Here is a 15,375-nt window from a genome sequence, read left to right as displayed (position 1 = left end):
GGTCGGATCGGAGCTTACTTGACGTCCTGGATCTTCTTGATGTTGTCGGCGCCAAACTCCTTGGCATAGCCTTCATACGGCACTTTCAGCGCGGCCTGGAAGGCGGGCTTGTCCACGGTCTTGATGACCTTCATGCCTTGCTGCTCCAGCTGGGCAATGCCGTTGGCCTCGTCTTCGTTGACCTTCTTGCGCTGGGCCGCGCCCGCGGCCTGGGCGGCCTGCACGAACACCTTCTTGTCGCTGTCAGACAGCTTATTCCACACCTTGGGCGACAACAGCAGCAGCGCGGGCGAGTAGACGTGCCCCGTCAGAGACAGGTGCTTTTGCACCTGCGCAAACTTGGCCGACAAGATGACGGGGATCGGGTTCTCCTGCCCGTCCACCGTGCCTTGCTGCAGCGCGCCAAACAGTTCAGGAAAGGCCATCGGCGTGGGCAGGATGCCGAAGGCGCGGTAGCCATCCATGTGCACCTTGTTTTCCATGGTGCGCATCTTCAGACCCTTGGCGTCTTCGGGCTTGACGATGTCGCGCTTGCTGTTCGTCATGTGGCGAAAGCCGTTCTCCGTCCAGGCCAGGGCGACGATGCCCTTGCTGGGGAACTTGGCCAGAATGCCTTGCCCGATGGGCCCGTCCATCACCTTGCGCGCGTGGTCGTAGTCGCGAAACAGGAAGGGAATGTCAACGATCTTCACTTCCGGCACGAAGTTGCCCACCGGCCCGGTGGACGTGTTAACGAGATCCTGCGTGCCCAGCTGCACCGCTTCGATCTGCTCGCGTTCGCCGCCCAGTGCCGAGTTGGGGAAGTATTGGCATTTGTAGCGGCCCTGGGTGCCCTTTTCCACCTGGTCGCAAAACACCTTCGAGCCCACGCCGTAATGCGAATCCGGCGCGGTGGCATAGCCGATCTTCAACGTGGTGGTTTGGGCCTGTGCGCCCACGCCCAGCGCTGCCAGGGCGCCCCCCAAAACCAGATTCGCAACTTTCATAGGTTTGTCTCCTGCATATTCGTTGTTTTCGGCAGAAACGGCTTTCCTGCGCCGTCGGCCCGCCACACGCGTTGCATTATCAGCAGCCGAACCCGGACGGCGCTTCGGGTTTTCGCGGAGGCGATTGAAAGCCCAATGCGGCTGGCGCGTGCTCCAGCGCACCGCCCTGCGGCAAATGGCCCCCGGCCAAGCACATCGGCGCGCCGCAATCGCTTGCGGCGCGCCGATGGTGTCCTGCATGAAAGCGGTTGCGGTGGCCGCTTGACCTAGCGTGGCCGGGTCAACCGCGCACGTGCACGCGCTTGCAGACGCTGGCAGACACCTTGGGGTGTCACATACCGGAATAGTTGGGACCACCGCCGCCCTCGGGCGTGACCCACACGATGTTCTGCGTGGGGTCCTTGATATCGCAGGTCTTGCAGTGCACGCAGTTCTGCGCGTTGATCTGCAGGCGCTGCGCGCCAGAGCCACTGGTTTCGTCCGCCACAAACTCATAGACCCCGGCAGGGCAGTAGCGCGATTCCGGCCCCGCGTACTCGGGCAGGTTGATTCGCACCGGCACGGTGGGATCTTTCAGCGTCAGGTGCGACGGCTGGTTCTCTTCGTGGTTCGTGTTGCTGATGAACACGCTGGACAGGCGGTCGAAGGTCAGCTTGCCGTCCGGCTTGGGGTAGGCGATCGGCGCGCACTGCGCGGCCGGCTTCAGCTGCGAATAGTCCGGATCTTTGCGGTGCAAAGTCCACGGCGCGTGGCCGCGCAGCACGTACTGCTCGAAGCCGTTCATCACGGTGCCTACGCTCAGGCCCTTCTTGAACCAGTTCTTGAAGTTGCGGTCTTTGTTCAGCTCGGCGGCCAGCCAGCTGTCCTCAAAGGCTTCCGGGTAGGCCGTCAGCTCGTCGTGCTGGCGGCCCGCCACCACGGCGTCGTAGGCGGCCTCGGCGGCCAGCATGCCGGTCTTGATGGCGGCGTGGCTGCCCTTGATGCGGCTCACGTTCAGGTAGCCCGCGTCGCAGCCGACCAGCGCACCGCCCGGGAACACCGTCTTGGGCAGCGCCAGGATGCCGCCGGCGGTGATGGCGCGCGCGCCGTACGACAGGCGCTTGGCGTTCACGTTGCCGTTGTCGTCGGTGAAGTACCACTTGACGCGCGGGTTGGTCTTCCAGCGCTGGAATTCCTCAAACGGGCTGAGGTAGGGGTTCTTGTAGTTCAGGCCGACCACGTAGCCGCAGTACACCTTGTTGTCCTCGGCGTGGTACAGGAAGGCGCCGCCGTAGGTGTGCTCGTCCATGGGCCAGCCGGCGGTGTGCATCACGAAGCCGGGCGTATGGCGGCTGGGGTCGATTTCCCACAGCTCCTTGATGCCGATGGCGTAGCTTTGCGGGTCGCTGTCGGCGTCCAGCTTGTAACGAGCGATCAACTGCTTACCCAGGTGGCCGCGCGAGCCTTCGGAGAAGATCGTGTACTTGCCGTGCAACTCCATGCCCAGCTGGAAGTTTTCCGTCGGGTTGCCGTCCTTGCCGATCCCCATGTTGCCGGTGGCCACGCCCTTGACCGCGCCGTCTTCGTTGTACAGCACCTCGGCCGCCGGAAAGCCGGGGAAGATCTCCACACCCAGCGCCTCGGCCTGCTGCGCCAGCCAGCGCACCACGTTGCCCAGGCTGACGATGTAGTTGCCGTGGTTGTGGGCAAAGGGCGGCAGCATGAAGTTGGGCACGCGCGTGCCGCCGGTTTCATTCAGGAAGACGTAGGCGTCGTCCGTCACCGGTTGGTTCAGCGGGGCGCCCTTGTCCTTCCAGTCGGGGATCAGCTCGGTCAGGGCCTTCGGGTCCATCACGGCGCCCGAAAGAATATGCGCGCCGGGCTCGGAGCCTTTTTCCAGCACCACAACCGAAACGTCCTGGCCTTTTTCCGCCGCCAGCTGCTTCAGGCGAATGGCGGCCGACAGGCCGGCCGGGCCGGCGCCGACGATCACCACGTCGTATTCCATGGCCTCGCGCGGGCCGTATTGCTGGATGATTTCCTCGGGGGTCATGGGATTGGCTCTCGTGGTGACGTTTGAAATAATGATCGGCAGGCGCTGTCCTGCGCCGACTGTCGGGTCTGCGACCCATTTTATGCATGCGCTGGCGCATCATGCGCCCCGTCTGCGACACCCTGATCGCCCTCAATTGGAGACCGTTTGTGAGCTACAGCATTGATCTTTCCGGCCGCGTGGCCTTCGTCACCGGCGCGTCGGGCGGCCTGGGCGCCCAGTTTGCCCGCACGCTGTCGCAGGCGGGCGCGGGTGTCGTGCTGGCCAGCCGGCGCATCGACAAGCTCAAGGACCTGCGCGCGCGCATCGAGGGCGACGGCGGCGACGCGTACGTGGTCGAATGCGACGTGAACGACGTGCATTCGATCCGCGCCGCCGTGGCACGCGCCGAGACCGAGATGGGCTCGATCGACATCCTGGTCAACAACTCCGGCGTGTCCACCACGCAGCGCCTGCAGGACGTGACCGAGGAAGACTACGACTTCGTCTTCAACACCAACGTGCGCGGCGCCTTCTTCGTGGCGCAAGAGGTGGCCAAGCGCATGCTGGCGCGCTCCAAGGGCGCGGCGCCGGGCAGCTTTACCGGCGGGCGCATCATCAACATCGCCAGCATGGCGGGGCTGAAGGTGCTGCCGCAGATCGGCGTGTACTGCATGAGCAAGGCCGCCGTGGTGCAGATGACCAAGGCGATGGCGCTGGAATGGGGGCGCTTTGGCATCAACGTGAACGCGCTGTGCCCAGGCTACATCGACACCGAGATCAACCACCACCATTGGGACACCGAAGGCGGCAAGAAGCTGATCGCCATGCTGCCGCGCAAGCGCGTGGGCGACCCCAAAGACCTGGACGCCGCGCTGATCATGCTGGCCAGCGACCAAAGCCACTTCATCAACGGTGCCGTGATTGCCGCTGACGACGGTTTTGCGGTCTAAAACGGCTGCCAGCGCCCGCTGCACCAGCGCGGGCAGCTACTGAATTCATAGTAATTACAGCGGCTGACCGCGCCGGCCGGCCGGCCCGCTGCCCCGATCGCCCACCCAAAACGTTGGACGCAAGCCCATGAGAATCGAGATTCCCGAGGATAAAAAGCTGGTCTTCGAGTCGCGCCAAAGCGTGCGCTGGGGCGACATGGATGCGATGGGCCACGTGAACAACGCGATGTATTTCCGCTACCTGGAAACCGCGCGTATCGACTGGTTCACCGCCGTGGGCTTTCGGCCCGACCCGCAGGGCCAGGGCCCGGTCATCGTCAATGCGTTCTGCAACTTTTACCGGCAGCTGGAATACCCGGGCGACATCCTGGTGAGCCTGTACGTCAGCGACGCGGCCCGCACCACGTTTGAAACCTGGGCCACGATCGAAAAGCTGAGCGAGCCGGGCGTGGTGTGCGCGGCGGGCGGCGCCACCACCATCTGGGTGGATTTCCCGCGGCAGAAGGCGGTGGAGCTGCCCGACTGGATCCGCAAGCTGGTCAGCGAATAGCGCCTTCGTTCACCTTCGCTCACTTTCATTTGTGGCGTTCATTCGCCCAGGGCGATATGGCACTGCGCCTTGAACATTCCCAGTAAAATCGGCCTCTGGCGCAGGTGCAGCCTGCGCTGGCAGCTATTTAATGGATAGCGATTTGCCGTCAGCGCCAGCGACTGGGTCGTGCCCGAAGTCTGCCGTGACTGGCGTTGGAGCCGCCCCGCGGGCGTGCGGCAGCGGCGCCAGCGCCTGCTCGAACTGGCGGGTGGCAGCCGGCCAGTTGAACTGCTCGGCATGGCGGCGCACGCCGTCGCGCGGCTTGTGCAGCGCGGCCAGGCAGGCGGCGCGCAGGTCGTCGCTCAGCGCGCCGCCGGGCGAATCGCGCCCCACCACGTCGATGGGCCCGGGCACGGGGTAGGCGGCCACGGGCGTGCCGCAGTCCATGGCTTCGGCCATCACCAGGCCGAAGGTGTCGGTGACGCTGGGGAAGACCATCACATCGGCGCTGCGGTACACGGCGGCCAGCTCGTCGCCGCCCAGCACGCCAAACCAGCGCACGTCGGCAAACTGGCGCTTCAGGCGCGCTTCTTCGGGGCCGGTGCCGGCCACCCACTTTTCACCCGGCAAGTCCAGCGCCAGGAACTTCTGCACCTGCTTTTCGACCGCCAGGCGCCCCACGTACAGAAAGACAGGGTGGCTGGGCCGGGGCAGGCGCGGGCCGTCGGGCGTGAAGGCGTCCAGGTTGACGCCGCGCGACCACAGGCGCGCCTGGGTGAAGCCGCGCGCGCGCAGGTCGTCCACGATGGCGGGCGTGGGCGCCAGCGTGGCTTGCGCGGCGTTGTGAAAGCGCCGCAGCAGCGCGTAGCTCCAGCCCAGCGGCACGCGAACGCGGGCGTGCACGTATTCGGGAAAGCGGCTGTGGTACGCGGTGGTGAAAGGCCAGCCGCGGCGCAGCGCCACGCCGCGCGCGGCCCAGCCCAGCGGGCCTTTGGTGGCGATGTGAAGGCAGTCGGGCTGGACCTGGTCGATGTGCCGGGCCACCGCGCCGGGGCTGACCAGCGCCAGCGAGATCTCGGGGTAGGTGGGACAGGGGAAGGAGCGGAAATCCAGCGGCGAAAGGATGTGCGTGCTGTGCCCCATCGACTGCAGGTGCCGCGTGGTCATCTTCAGCGTGCGCACCACGCCATTGACCTGCGGCTCCCACGCGTCGGTGACGATCATGATCTTCATCGTCGCTACCGAGTTGATAGCTGCTTGCGCAACAGAAGTGCGCACCGCAGCGGTGTTGAGTTCGAAGCGCGCAGGCTTTCCCGCGTGCCGCTGCGGGCATTGAGCCGTCGGAATGTGAAGCGCGTGTGACGGGGCGCGCGCGCCTCATACCCAATTGCGTTGAATCCGTCAGAAACCGTTCGCACTGAGCTTGTCGAAGTGCATGCACCGCGCAGGGCTTCGACAGGCTCAGCCAGAACGGTTCTTATATTTTTGAGGGCGGATTCGTATCAGCCAGCGGCGTCGTACAGCAGGTGCGGGCGGCGTTCGGCCAGCCAGGCGGCTTCGTCGGCGCGGGCCAGCGCGTCCAGCTCGGCCGGGGGCGCGGTCACGTCGTCCACCCATTCGCGCAGCAGCGGGCTGCCGTTGATCAGGTCGATGGCCAGGCGGTCGTGCTCGTATTCGTAGCCGAAATCGCGCCACAGCGGGTAGTCGGGCCGCTGCAGGCGCACGGCGCGAAACGCCAGCGCCTGCAGGCGCCAGGGCTGGAAGGCGGCGTGGTCGTAGTGGGCCGGGTCTTCCACGTGGATCTGCACGCCCGCGCACAGCTGGCCCACGTGCTTGTGGAAGGTGGGCTCAAACCAGCACTCGCGCAGCTGGCAGCCGCGCAGCCAATCGGGCGCCAGCGCGCGCATGTCGGCCAGCAGGCGGGCGGTGTCGATGTCGGGCGCGCCAAACAACTCCAGCGGGCGCGTGGTGCCGCGCCCTTCACTTAGCGTGGTGCCTTCCAGCATCACGGTGCCGGCATAGGCGCGCGCCATGCTCAGGTTGGCGGCGTTGGGGCTGGGGTTGACCCAGGTGCGCCAGTCTTGCGGGCCCATCGGCCAGCCGTAGCCGGGGGCGGCCCCGGGCTGCCAGCCTTGCATGGTGACCACGCGGTATTCCAGCTGCATGCCCAGCTGGGCGATGAACCAGTGGCCCAGCTCGCCCATGGTCATGCCGTGGCGCATGGGCATGGGGCCGGCGCCCACGAAGCTTTCCCAGCCGGGGCGCAGCGTCAGCCCTTCCACCGGGCGGCCGGCGGGGTTGGGGCGGTCCAGCACCCACACGGCCTTGCCATGCGCGGCGGCGGCTTCCAGCACGTAGCGCAGGGTGGTGATGAAGGTGTAGATGCGGCAGCCCAGGTCTTGCAAGTCCACCAGCAGCACGTCCCACGGCGCCAGCATGGCTTCGGTGGGGCGGCGCACTTCGCCGTACAGGCTGAACACCGGGATGCCCAGACGCGGGTCCACAAAGTCGGGCGATTCGACCATGTTGTCCTGCTTGTCACCGCGCAGGCCGTGCTGCGGGCCGAAGGCGGCCGTCAAGCGCACGTCGGGCAGGGCGGCCAGTGCGTCGAGCGAGTGCGTCAGGTCGCGCGTGACAGACGCGGGGTGCGCCAGCAGCGCCACGCGGCGGCCCTTCAGCGGGGCGCGCAGGGCAGGGTCTTCGATGAGGCGTTCAAGTCCGGTTTTCATTCGGTGGCAGGCGGAAAGAGGTAGAGAAGCGGCGGCAGCGGGTTGCAAGCCAGTCACGCGGCGGGCAGGCGGGCTGGCCAGCCGGCGCGGGTGTGAAAGTCGGGCTGCGGCCGGGGGTGGGCCAGCGCCCAATAGCTCAGCTGCCCGTCGGCCGATTCGATCACGGCGCTCAGGCCCAGCAGGGTGTCGGCGGACTCGTCCCACGGCGTGGGCAGGTGGGGGGTGACCGCCGTCAGTGTCAGCGCGTCGGCCTGTTGGCTAAAAGTCAGGGTGGGTGCGGCAGGCGCGGGCGGCGCGTCGGCGCGCACGCGCTCTTGGGCGAAGTCGTATACGGCCCAGTCGCCGGAGGGGGAGAAGTTGAACTCGCGGTAAGTCGTTGCCGATGCGGGCCCAATGAATGCTTCAAAGCAGGTGTGGCGCCACAGCCCGTCGCTGGGCTGCGGTTGGTCCGATGCGGGTGGCAGGCGCAATGCGGCCACATCGCCGCTCAGCCGGTAGACCAGGCGCAGCGCGCCAGCGGCGGTGCGCCCCACGTCCACCGACAGCGAATGCACGGCGCGGCACGGCGTGCTGGGGTGCGGTGCAAGCTGAAAGCGCAGGGGCGGCGGTGTGGGCATGGGAAATATTGTCTCAGCGCAGCGGTCAGCCGCCGGATGCTATGCAAAAAGTAGCTGCCAGCGCTAGTGGAGTGTGCGCTGGCGGCCTAAATGGTTCCAAAACCTTTCGCGCAGGCGGCATGCTTTCGTGGCGGCGTTGTCATCCATTTTTCATGAATTCGACACGTCTTGGTCACGCGGCAAAACCACCATCTGGGGCAACCAGCGGACATACAACAAGAGGACTTGGCCATGAAAGAACTGCCTACGCCGACCTTCGCCCTGTCCCAGTTGAACCATGCGGTTCAGCTGCCACGGGGGTCTCTTCATCCAGGCTGCGGCGTCGCGGATTCTCGCTCGGGTGCGTCGCGGTACGGCGCCGACATCGAAGTCACCTGGGCACGCCATCAGGACGAAGTAAGGGCCGCGCAGCGCCTGCGCTACCAGGTGTTCGCCGGTGAGATGGGCGCGCGCCTGACCACCTCCGTGGCCGGGCACGACGTGGACCTGTTTGACGACTATTGCGAACACCTGCTGGTGCGCGACGCGGCCTGCGGCGAGGTGATCGGCACCTACCGCGTTCTGACGCCCGCGCAGGCCCGCCGCGTGGGCGGCACCTACAGCGACACCGAATTCGATCTGACGCGCCTGCGTGCGCTGCGTTCGCGCATGCTGGAGCTGGGCCGCAGCTGCGTGCACGCCGATCACCGCCACGGCGGCGTGATCATGGCGCTGTGGACGGCGCTGGGCGAATTCATGGTGCGCAACCAGCTGGACACGATGATCGGCTGCGCCAGCATCCCGATGCTGCACAACGGCATGGTCAGCGGCGACGTGGCCGCCAGCATCTGGCGCCAGATGAGCGAAAAGCACATGGCGCCCATCGAATACCAGGTGCGCCCGCGCCTGCCCCTGCCGGTGGAGCAATTGAACGCCAGCCTGCCGGTGGAGCCGCCTGCGCTGATCAAGGGCTACCTGCGCCTGGGCACCAAGGTGCTGGGCCCACCGGCGTGGGACCCGGATTTCAACTCGGCCGATTTGCCGATGCTGATGCGCCTGGGCGACCTGCCTTCGCGCTACCGCAAGCACTTCCTAGGGCAGTAAATTGGGACGCCCGCCTGAGTCGCTGCGCGCCTTGTCCGCGCTCACTTTGGGAGCAGGGGCAACGCCATCGCCCCACGTGGGGGCCGACGCGGCGCTCGCGGGCGATGGCCTCGCGGCGGCTGCCGTACGGGCGCTGGGGCCAGCGTCGTGGCTGGCGCGCGCCGGCGTGCAGGGCGCGGGGGAAGCACAGCACCTGTGGGAATGCGACGGGACAGCGCAGCCAGACAAGCCTGGCGCGGCAACCGAGCGCCCACGCTATCGCGCCATCTTCATTTCCGACCTGCACCTGGGCACGCCCGGCTGCCAGGCCGTGCCGCTGCTCGAGTTTTTGCGCGAGCACAACAGCGAGTCGCTGTACCTGATCGGCGACATCATCGACGGCTGGCAGCTGCGCCGGCGCTGGTACTGGCCGCAGGCGCACAACGACGTGGTGCAAAAACTGCTGCGCCAGGCGCGCAAGGGCTGCCGCGTGGTGTTCGTGCCGGGCAACCACGACGAATTTGCGCGCGGCTTCGTCGGCAACAACTTCGGCGGCATCGAGGTGGCTGAAGACGCCGTGCACACCACGGCCGACGGGCGGCGGCTGTGGATCACCCACGGCGACCATTTCGACGGCGTGATCCAGTGCGCCAAATGGCTGGCCTACGTGGGCGATCATGCGTACGAGTTCGTGCTCAAGCTCAACCGCCACGTGAACAGCTTTCGCGCGCGGGCGGGCTTGCCGTACTGGTCGCTGTCGGCGTACCTGAAACACAAGGTCAAGAAGGCCGTGAACTACGTCAGCGACTTTGAGCGCGCGGTGGCGGCCGAGGCGCGCCGCCGGGGGCACCACGGCGTGGTGTGCGGGCACATCCACCACGCGGAAATCCGCGAGATCGACGGCACGCTGTACTGCAACGACGGCGATTGGGTCGAAAGCCGCAGCGCGCTGGTCGAACACCACGACGGCCGGCTCGAATTGGTCTATTGGCAGGGCGTAGGCGCGCCGGCCGAGCGCGCGGCGCCGGCGGTGCACGCATGAGGCTCGCGCTGATCACCGACGCCTGGGCGCCACAGGTCAACGGGGTCGTCACCACGCTGGTGGAACTGGTGGCTGCGCTGGAGCGGCGCGGCGACGAGGTGCTGGTGATTCACCCATACCGTTTTCGCACGCGGCCCTGCCCGGGCTACGCGGGCATTGACCTGGCCGTTCGGCCGGGACGCGAAGTGGCCCGCCTGCTGGACGGCTTTCGGCCCGACCCGGTGCACATCGCCACCGAAGGGCCGCTGGGCTGGGCGGCGCGCGGGCACTGTCTGCGTCGCGGCTGGGCCTTCACCACGGCGTTCCACACCAAGTTTCCCGAGATCCTGAACGCCGCCGTCAAGGTGCCGCTGAGTTGGGGCTACGCGCTGTTTCGCCACTTTCATCGCCCCTCGGCCGGGGTGATGGTGCCGACCGATTCGGTGGCCGACATGCTGGCCCAGCGGGGCTTTCGCAATCTGCGCTACTGGACGCACGGGGTGGATACGCGCCTGTTCGCCTTCAGCGGCTTACCGGTCGCGCACCCTGCGCTGGCCGGCCTACCGCGCCCGCTGCAACTGTTTGTAGGCCGCGTCTCGTACGAAAAGAACATCGAAGCCTTTCTGGCGCTGAAAACGCCCGGCACCAAGGTGGTGTGCGGCGTGGGGCCCGTCGAGCAGAAACTGCGTGCCGACCACCCGGGCGTGCGCTGGCTGGGCGTGCTGCCACGCCATGAGCTGGCGCGCGTTTATGCCAGCGCCGACGTGTTCGTCTTTCCCAGCCGTGCCGACACGTTCGGCCTGGTGATGCTGGAGGCCATGGCCACCGGCACGCCCGTGGCCGCCTACCCGGTGGATGGCCCGCTGGAGGTGCTGCGCGCGCCCGCGGGCACGCCGGTGGGCGGCGTGATGCACGAGGACCTGGGGCAGGCGGTGGCGCAGGCCCTGCAGATCGAACGGGGCGCCGCGCGGCGCCATGCCGAGCGCTTTGGCTGGGACGCCGCCACCGACCTTTTCCGCCAATACCTGGTGCCCGCCGCAGCCCCTGCCCAGCAGCCGGTCATTGGTTGATTGGCGCTGCTTGAGTTAAGCTGGCGTGCTCTTACTTTTGAAGTGCATTCATGTCGCCCCGCCGTCCCGCGCCGCCCCCGCTTTTGGAACGTTATCCCCTGCTGGACCGGGACGCCAGCATCCTCGCTTTCAACCACCGCGTGCTGCATTGGGCCGAACGCCCTGACGTGCCCCTGCTGGAGCGGCTGCGCTACCTGTGCATCGTCTCGTCCAACCTGGACGAATTCTTTGAGGTGCGCGTAGACCCGCACATGGCGGCTTGGCGCAGCGCGGCCGAAAGCTCCGGCCGTATGCGCCCCACCCTGGCGGACGCGCACGAACTGGTCGCACGCCAGTACCAGATATTCAACGAAGCGCTGTTGCCCGCCATGGCTCAGCAGGGCATGCGCATCGTGTCGCACCTGGACCGCACCGAGGCGCAGCGCAAATGGGTGCGCGAGCTGTTCCTGCGCGAGGTCAAGCCCCTGCTGGTGCCGGTGGCGCTGGACCCGGCGCACCCCTTTCCGCAGGTGGCCAACAAGTCGCTGAACTTCATCGTCCAGCTCAAGGGCAAAGACGCTTTCGGCCGCGCCAATGAGATTGCCATCGTCAAGGTGCCGCGCGTGCTGCCGCGGGTGCTGCGCATGCCGCAGCGTGTGACGGGCGGCGAAACGCTTTTCGTGATGCTTTCCAGCGTCATCCGCGGCAACCTGGCGGATCTGTTCCCGGGGCGCGAGGTGGGGGCGTTCTCGCACTTCCGGGTCACGCGCCACTCGGATTTGTCGGTGGACGAGGAAGAGGTCAAGAACCTGCGCACCGCGCTGCGCCAGGGCCTGCATCAGCGCAACTACGGCGAGGCCGTGCGGGTAGAGGTTTCATCGGCCTGCTCGGATGAGCTGGCGGGCTTTCTGCTGCACCAGTTCCAGCTGCCGCCTGAAGCGCTCTTTCGGGTGCAGGGGCCGGTCAACCTGGTGCGGCTGCAGCAGTTGATTGATCTGGCCGATCGGCGCGATCTGCAGTTCGTGCCCTACAAGGCCAGCTACCCTGCGGCGCTGCGCAAGGGCGAATCCGTGATGGCGCGGCTTAAGCAGGGCGACGTGGTGTGCCACCTGCCGTTTGAAAGCTTCGATGGTGTGATCGACTTCCTGCGCGAGGCCGTGCAGGACCCGCAGGTGCTCGCCATCAAGCAGACCATTTACCGCACTGGCAACGACAGCCGGATGATGGATTTGCTCATCGAGGCGCAACGGCGCGGCAAGGAAGTCACGGCGGTGGTCGAGCTGAAGGCACGCTTTGACGAAGAGGCCAACATCAACTGGGCAGAGCGGCTCGAGCGTGCGGGCGCCCAGGTGGTCTATGGCGTGGTGGGCCTGAAGACGCATGCCAAGATGCTGCTGATCACGCGGCGCGAAGGGCGCCAGCTGCGCCGCTATGGCCATCTGTCGACGGGCAACTACAACCCGCGCACGGCGGCGCTGTACACCGACATCAGCTACCTGACCGCCGACGCGCGCCTGACGGCCGACATGGATCGTCTGTTTGTGCATCTGGCCAGCCACAGCCGCCTGCCGCGCATGCAGCGCATGCTGCTTGCGCCCTTCACGCTGCACAAGCAGATGCTGGCCAAGATCGAAGCGGTGGGCCAGGCCGCCCGGCGTGGCCTGGGCGGGCGCGTGGTGGCCAAGATGAATGCGTTGACCGACCAGCCCTTGATCGAGGCGCTGCTGCGCGCGGGCGATGCGGGGGCGAAGATCGATCTGATCGTGCGGGGCGCGTGCATGCTGCCCGGCCAGCTGACTGAGAACATCCGCGTGCGCAGCATCATCGGGCGCTTCCTGGAGCACTCGCGCGTGTTCTATTTCCGTGCGGGCGAGCGAGAGGAGCTTTGGCTGTCGTCCGCCGACTGGATGAACCGCAACATGCTGCGCCGGGTAGAAACCGCATGGCCCGTGACCGACCCCGGGCTGCGCCAGCGCATCATCGACGAATGCCTGGTGGCCTACCTGTACGACGAGGCCGACGCATGGGTGCAAGGCGCAGGCGGTGCCTACAGCCGCGTGGCAGAAGATGGCGCTGATTCGGCCCTTTCCGCCCAGCAGGCCTTGATGGCGCGCTATGGTTCTAATAGTGAAGAGGGTTTGGAATGGACTTGATTCTGTGGCGTCACGCCGAAGCCCAGGAGCCCGAGGGCGCCATGACCGATCTGGATCGCCCGTTGACGCGGCGCGGCGAAAAACAGGCCGCACGCATGGCGGCCTGGCTGGATCGCCAGTTGCCCGACGGCACGCGCGTTCTCAGCAGCTCGGCGCGCCGCACGGAAGAGACGGCTCGCGCTTTGGGGCGGCGCTTCAAGTCGATGGACGGCCTGCGCCCCGGCGCCAGTGCCGAGCAACTGCTGCAGGTCGCCGGCTGGCCCTTGTCCAAAACGCCGGTTCTGGTGGTTGGCCATCAACCCACACTGGGGCAAACGGCCGCGCAGTTGCTGGGTTTGCCCGGCGGTGAATGCGCCATCAAGAAAGGCGCCATCTGGTGGCTGCGCTCGCGCGAGCGCGACGGCGAAGACCAGACCGTGCTGGTCGCCGTGCTGACGGCAGAGCTGGCTTAACGGCAGAGATCAACGCCCGCGGGTTGCCCCCGTACCCCGAGGCCAGAGACGCTTTCGGCCTACGCGATTCACGTCGGGCATTGCCTACAATGGCCGCCCGGGGCGGATGGCCATGGTCTGAGCCCCGCCGGTGTGCCGTCAGGAAATCCCTTGGTGTTTTCCGCAAGTTCGTGCGCAATTGCCCATCACCCTGTGAGGAGTTTCCATGTCTGCATTTGCCTCGCCCACGCCGCGTACCGCGTTGATTGTGGTGGCAGTGGCCGCGCTGACCAGCGCCTGTTCGTCCGTTGATCTGGGGCCCAGGTACGATCCGCCCCCCGTGCGCATGCCGCAGCCCCTGCCGTCTGCGCCAGTGCAGCCGGCGCCGGTGGCGCAACCCAGCGCGATTCCGCCCACGCAACCCATGCCTCAAACGCTGCCCCCGTTGGGATCGCCCCAGCCAAGCGTTGGCGCGCCGGTTGTGCCTCAGGCCTCTGCCGACCCGCGAGCCAGCCTGATCACGTTGACCACGCGCCTGGAGCCCGGCAATGCGATTCCGCCCGCGCGCAGCAATGGCGTGGGTCAGCTGGACGCCATCTACGATTCGAATGCTCGCTTGTTGCGTTGGAAGACATCGTGGTCCGGCCTCAGCGGCCCCATCACCGGCGTGCAGTTTCATGGGCCCGCAGATCCCGGGCAAAACGGCCCGGCCACCTTGATCTGGCCTGGCCCGTTCGGGGCCACCTACGAGGGCCGCGCCACGCTGACACCAGAGCAAGCCGTAGATCTGATCGCCGGGCGGTGGTACCTGAACCTCAGAACGTCAGCCAACCCGGCGGGTGAGTTGCGCGGGCAATTGCACGTGGTGCACTGAGCTGAATGAGGGGCAGGGCAGGGGCGCTGAGCCCTTGACCTTGGTCGGCAACGCGCGCGGGCCGTCGAATCGACTTCTAGCATGCGCGCAGATGGCTTCTAGGTCTCTGCGGTGCGGCGGTGACCAGCAATACGCCTACTCGGCGGCACCTGGCTTTACGGACCGCTGCGCGACAGTCTGTAGACGCCCAATTTGGCGGAAGAGGTGAGATTCGAACTCACGGACCCTTGCGAGTCGCCGGTTTTCAAGACCGGTGCAATCGACCACTCTGCCACTCTTCCTGAACAGCCGCGCATTCTATCCGGAGCGCGCGCCTGATTTGGTCTTTCACAAAAAAACAAGCCCGCCTGATGCGGGCGGGCTGTTGCGGTTAGGGAACCTGCCGAATTACTTCAGCTTGATTTCCTTGTATTCCACGTGCTTGCGAGCCTTGGGGTCGAACTTCATGATCGACATTTTTTCAGGCATCGTTTTCTTGTTCTTGCTGGTCGTGTAGAAGTGGCCCGTTCCGGCCGTGGATTCCAGCTTGATCTTTTCGCGTCCACCTTTGGTAGCCATGGTGTGTTCCTTTTGAGGTTAATCAGGCCTGACCACGGGCGCGCATGTCTGCGAGCACGGCGTCGATACCATTCTTGTCGATCAAACGCAGGGCGGCGCTAGACACGCGCAGGCGCACCCAGCGATTTTCGCTCTCAACCCAGAAGCGGCGGTACTGCAGGTTGGGAAGGAAGCGGCGTTTGGTTTTGTTGTTGGCGTGAGAAACGTTGTTTCCCACCATCGGGCCTTTGCCCGTCACTTCGCACACGCGTGCCATATAAGATTGCTCCGGTCACTCGGTCTTGGCTGGGCGCCGCTGTTGTTGATGCGACTCGCCTTGACCTCACCTCGCCATGAAAAAGGGTGGCGGTAGCCCTGTGGCTGCACTACTGCGCGCCTGTCAGAAGGCACGCTGACACG

The 15,375-nt window shown here is 66.3% G+C and carries 15 protein-coding genes and 1 tRNA gene; 8 read left to right on the top strand and 8 right to left on the bottom strand.

What is annotated here, in order from left to right:
• Window positions 1–14: 14 nt before the first annotated feature.
• Both C6570_RS15705 and C6570_RS15700 read right to left on the bottom strand, forming a co-directional pair.
• The gene (locus C6570_RS15705; protein ID WP_106704048.1) at window positions 15–986 is read right to left on the bottom strand and encodes a TRAP transporter substrate-binding protein; all 972 of its coding nucleotides are present in this window, start codon (window positions 984–986) and stop codon (window positions 15–17) included.
• 331 nt (window positions 987–1,317) lie between these two features.
• The gene (locus C6570_RS15700) at window positions 1,318–3,018 is read right to left on the bottom strand and encodes an electron transfer flavoprotein-ubiquinone oxidoreductase (protein WP_106704047.1); all 1,701 of its coding nucleotides are present in this window, start codon (window positions 3,016–3,018) and stop codon (window positions 1,318–1,320) included.
• A gap of 149 nt (window positions 3,019–3,167) precedes the next feature.
• Here C6570_RS15700 and C6570_RS15695 point away from each other — a divergent pair, with 149 nt between their 5' ends.
• Both C6570_RS15695 and C6570_RS15690 read left to right on the top strand, forming a co-directional pair.
• The gene (locus tag C6570_RS15695) at window positions 3,168–3,950 is read left to right on the top strand and encodes an SDR family oxidoreductase (protein WP_106704752.1); all 783 of its coding nucleotides are present in this window, start codon (window positions 3,168–3,170) and stop codon (window positions 3,948–3,950) included.
• Between the two features lie 127 nt (window positions 3,951–4,077).
• The gene (locus C6570_RS15690) at window positions 4,078–4,500 is read left to right on the top strand and encodes an acyl-CoA thioesterase (RefSeq protein ID WP_106704046.1); all 423 of its coding nucleotides are present in this window, start codon (window positions 4,078–4,080) and stop codon (window positions 4,498–4,500) included.
• A gap of 123 nt (window positions 4,501–4,623) precedes the next feature.
• Here the strand turns inward: C6570_RS15690 and C6570_RS15685 are convergent, their stop codons facing one another.
• The 3 genes from C6570_RS15685 to C6570_RS15675 form a co-directional block, all read right to left on the bottom strand.
• Window positions 4,624–5,715 (bottom strand): glycosyltransferase family 4 protein, encoded by a 1,092-nt coding sequence (locus C6570_RS15685; protein ID WP_106704045.1) that lies wholly within the window; start codon window positions 5,713–5,715, stop codon window positions 4,624–4,626.
• Window positions 5,716–5,984: 269 nt separating this feature from the next.
• The gene (locus tag C6570_RS15680) at window positions 5,985–7,211 is read right to left on the bottom strand and encodes an exo-beta-N-acetylmuramidase NamZ family protein (protein ID WP_106704044.1); all 1,227 of its coding nucleotides are present in this window, start codon (window positions 7,209–7,211) and stop codon (window positions 5,985–5,987) included.
• Window positions 7,212–7,264: 53 nt separating this feature from the next.
• Window positions 7,265–7,828 carry a DOMON-like domain-containing protein gene (locus C6570_RS15675; protein ID WP_106704043.1) on the bottom strand — a complete coding sequence of 188 codons (564 nt, stop codon included), beginning with the start codon at window positions 7,826–7,828 and terminating at the stop codon, window positions 7,265–7,267.
• A 231-nt stretch (window positions 7,829–8,059) separates the two neighbouring features.
• Here C6570_RS15675 and C6570_RS15670 point away from each other — a divergent pair, with 231 nt between their 5' ends.
• From C6570_RS15670 to C6570_RS15645, 6 genes are all read left to right on the top strand, one after another.
• Window positions 8,060–8,911: a GNAT family N-acetyltransferase gene (locus C6570_RS15670; RefSeq protein ID WP_106704042.1), complete on the top strand. Its 852-nt coding sequence runs from the start codon at window positions 8,060–8,062 to the stop codon at window positions 8,909–8,911.
• Between the two features lie 193 nt (window positions 8,912–9,104).
• Entirely contained in the window at window positions 9,105–9,932 is an 828-nt protein-coding gene (locus tag C6570_RS15665; RefSeq protein WP_245896510.1) for a UDP-2,3-diacylglucosamine diphosphatase, read from the top strand.
• Complete coding sequence (locus tag C6570_RS15660) at window positions 9,929–10,981, top strand: glycosyltransferase family 4 protein (RefSeq protein WP_106704041.1); 1,053 nt, start codon at window positions 9,929–9,931, stop codon at window positions 10,979–10,981. Before C6570_RS15665 ends, C6570_RS15660 begins: the two co-directional genes overlap by 4 nt.
• 50 nt (window positions 10,982–11,031) lie before the next feature.
• Window positions 11,032–13,113, top strand: coding sequence for a polyphosphate kinase 1 (gene ppk1 / locus C6570_RS15655; protein WP_106704040.1), 2,082 nt, complete (start codon window positions 11,032–11,034; stop codon window positions 13,111–13,113).
• Window positions 13,104–13,565, top strand: coding sequence for a SixA phosphatase family protein (locus C6570_RS15650; RefSeq protein WP_106704039.1), 462 nt, complete (start codon window positions 13,104–13,106; stop codon window positions 13,563–13,565). The genes ppk1 and C6570_RS15650 overlap by 10 nt, the downstream gene beginning before the upstream one ends.
• A gap of 205 nt (window positions 13,566–13,770) precedes the next feature.
• Window positions 13,771–14,418: a CHRD domain-containing protein gene (locus C6570_RS15645; RefSeq protein ID WP_106704038.1), complete on the top strand. Its 648-nt coding sequence runs from the start codon at window positions 13,771–13,773 to the stop codon at window positions 14,416–14,418.
• A 193-nt stretch (window positions 14,419–14,611) separates the two neighbouring features.
• Here the strand turns inward: C6570_RS15645 and C6570_RS15640 are convergent.
• The 3 genes from C6570_RS15640 to rpmB all read right to left on the bottom strand — a co-directional run bounded on the left by C6570_RS15640 (window position 14,612) and on the right by rpmB (window position 15,232).
• Window positions 14,612–14,699: transfer RNA gene (locus C6570_RS15640), tRNA-Ser, on the bottom strand.
• Window positions 14,700–14,805: 106 nt separating this feature from the next.
• A complete protein-coding gene (gene rpmG, locus C6570_RS15635; protein WP_006298735.1) occupies window positions 14,806–14,976 on the bottom strand; it encodes a 50S ribosomal protein L33 in 171 nt (56 codons plus the stop codon).
• A gap of 22 nt (window positions 14,977–14,998) precedes the next feature.
• Entirely contained in the window at window positions 14,999–15,232 is a 234-nt protein-coding gene (rpmB, locus tag C6570_RS15630; protein WP_028601562.1) for a 50S ribosomal protein L28, read from the bottom strand.
• Between the last annotated feature and the right edge of the window lie 143 nt (window positions 15,233–15,375).

This window comes from Ottowia oryzae (assembly GCF_003008535.1).
GTDB classification, from domain to species: Bacteria; Pseudomonadota; Gammaproteobacteria; order Burkholderiales; family Burkholderiaceae_C; genus Ottowia; species Ottowia oryzae.
The sequence above is the reverse complement of the archived record's forward strand: the minus strand, read 5'-3'. Positions and strand labels throughout refer to the sequence as shown.

Bases quoted from the DNA above. Each gene is read 5' to 3' on its own strand.
- rpmG (WP_006298735.1), bottom strand. From the start codon at position 14,976: ATGGCTACCAAAGGTGGACGCGAAAAGATCAAGCTGGAATCCACGGCC.
- C6570_RS15705 (WP_106704048.1), bottom strand. From the start codon at position 986: ATGAAAGTTGCGAATCTGGTTTTGGGGGGCGCCCTGGCAGCGCTGGGC.
- C6570_RS15670 (WP_106704042.1), top strand. From the start codon at position 8,060: ATGAAAGAACTGCCTACGCCGACCTTCGCCCTGTCCCAGTTGAACCAT.
- C6570_RS15690 (WP_106704046.1), top strand. From the start codon at position 4,078: ATGAGAATCGAGATTCCCGAGGATAAAAAGCTGGTCTTCGAGTCGCGC.
- C6570_RS15680 (WP_106704044.1), bottom strand. From the start codon at position 7,211: ATGAAAACCGGACTTGAACGCCTCATCGAAGACCCTGCCCTGCGCGCC.
- C6570_RS15675 (WP_106704043.1), bottom strand. From the start codon at position 7,828: ATGCCCACACCGCCGCCCCTGCGCTTTCAGCTTGCACCGCACCCCAGC.
- C6570_RS15650 (WP_106704039.1), top strand. From the start codon at position 13,104: ATGGACTTGATTCTGTGGCGTCACGCCGAAGCCCAGGAGCCCGAGGGC.
- rpmB (WP_028601562.1), bottom strand. From the start codon at position 15,232: ATGGCACGCGTGTGCGAAGTGACGGGCAAAGGCCCGATGGTGGGAAAC.
- C6570_RS15700 (WP_106704047.1), bottom strand. From the start codon at position 3,018: ATGACCCCCGAGGAAATCATCCAGCAATACGGCCCGCGCGAGGCCATG.
- C6570_RS15660 (WP_106704041.1), top strand. From the start codon at position 9,929: ATGAGGCTCGCGCTGATCACCGACGCCTGGGCGCCACAGGTCAACGGG.
- C6570_RS15645 (WP_106704038.1), top strand. From the start codon at position 13,771: ATGTCTGCATTTGCCTCGCCCACGCCGCGTACCGCGTTGATTGTGGTG.
- C6570_RS15685 (WP_106704045.1), bottom strand. From the start codon at position 5,715: ATGAAGATCATGATCGTCACCGACGCGTGGGAGCCGCAGGTCAATGGC.
- ppk1 (WP_106704040.1), top strand. From the start codon at position 11,032: ATGTCGCCCCGCCGTCCCGCGCCGCCCCCGCTTTTGGAACGTTATCCC.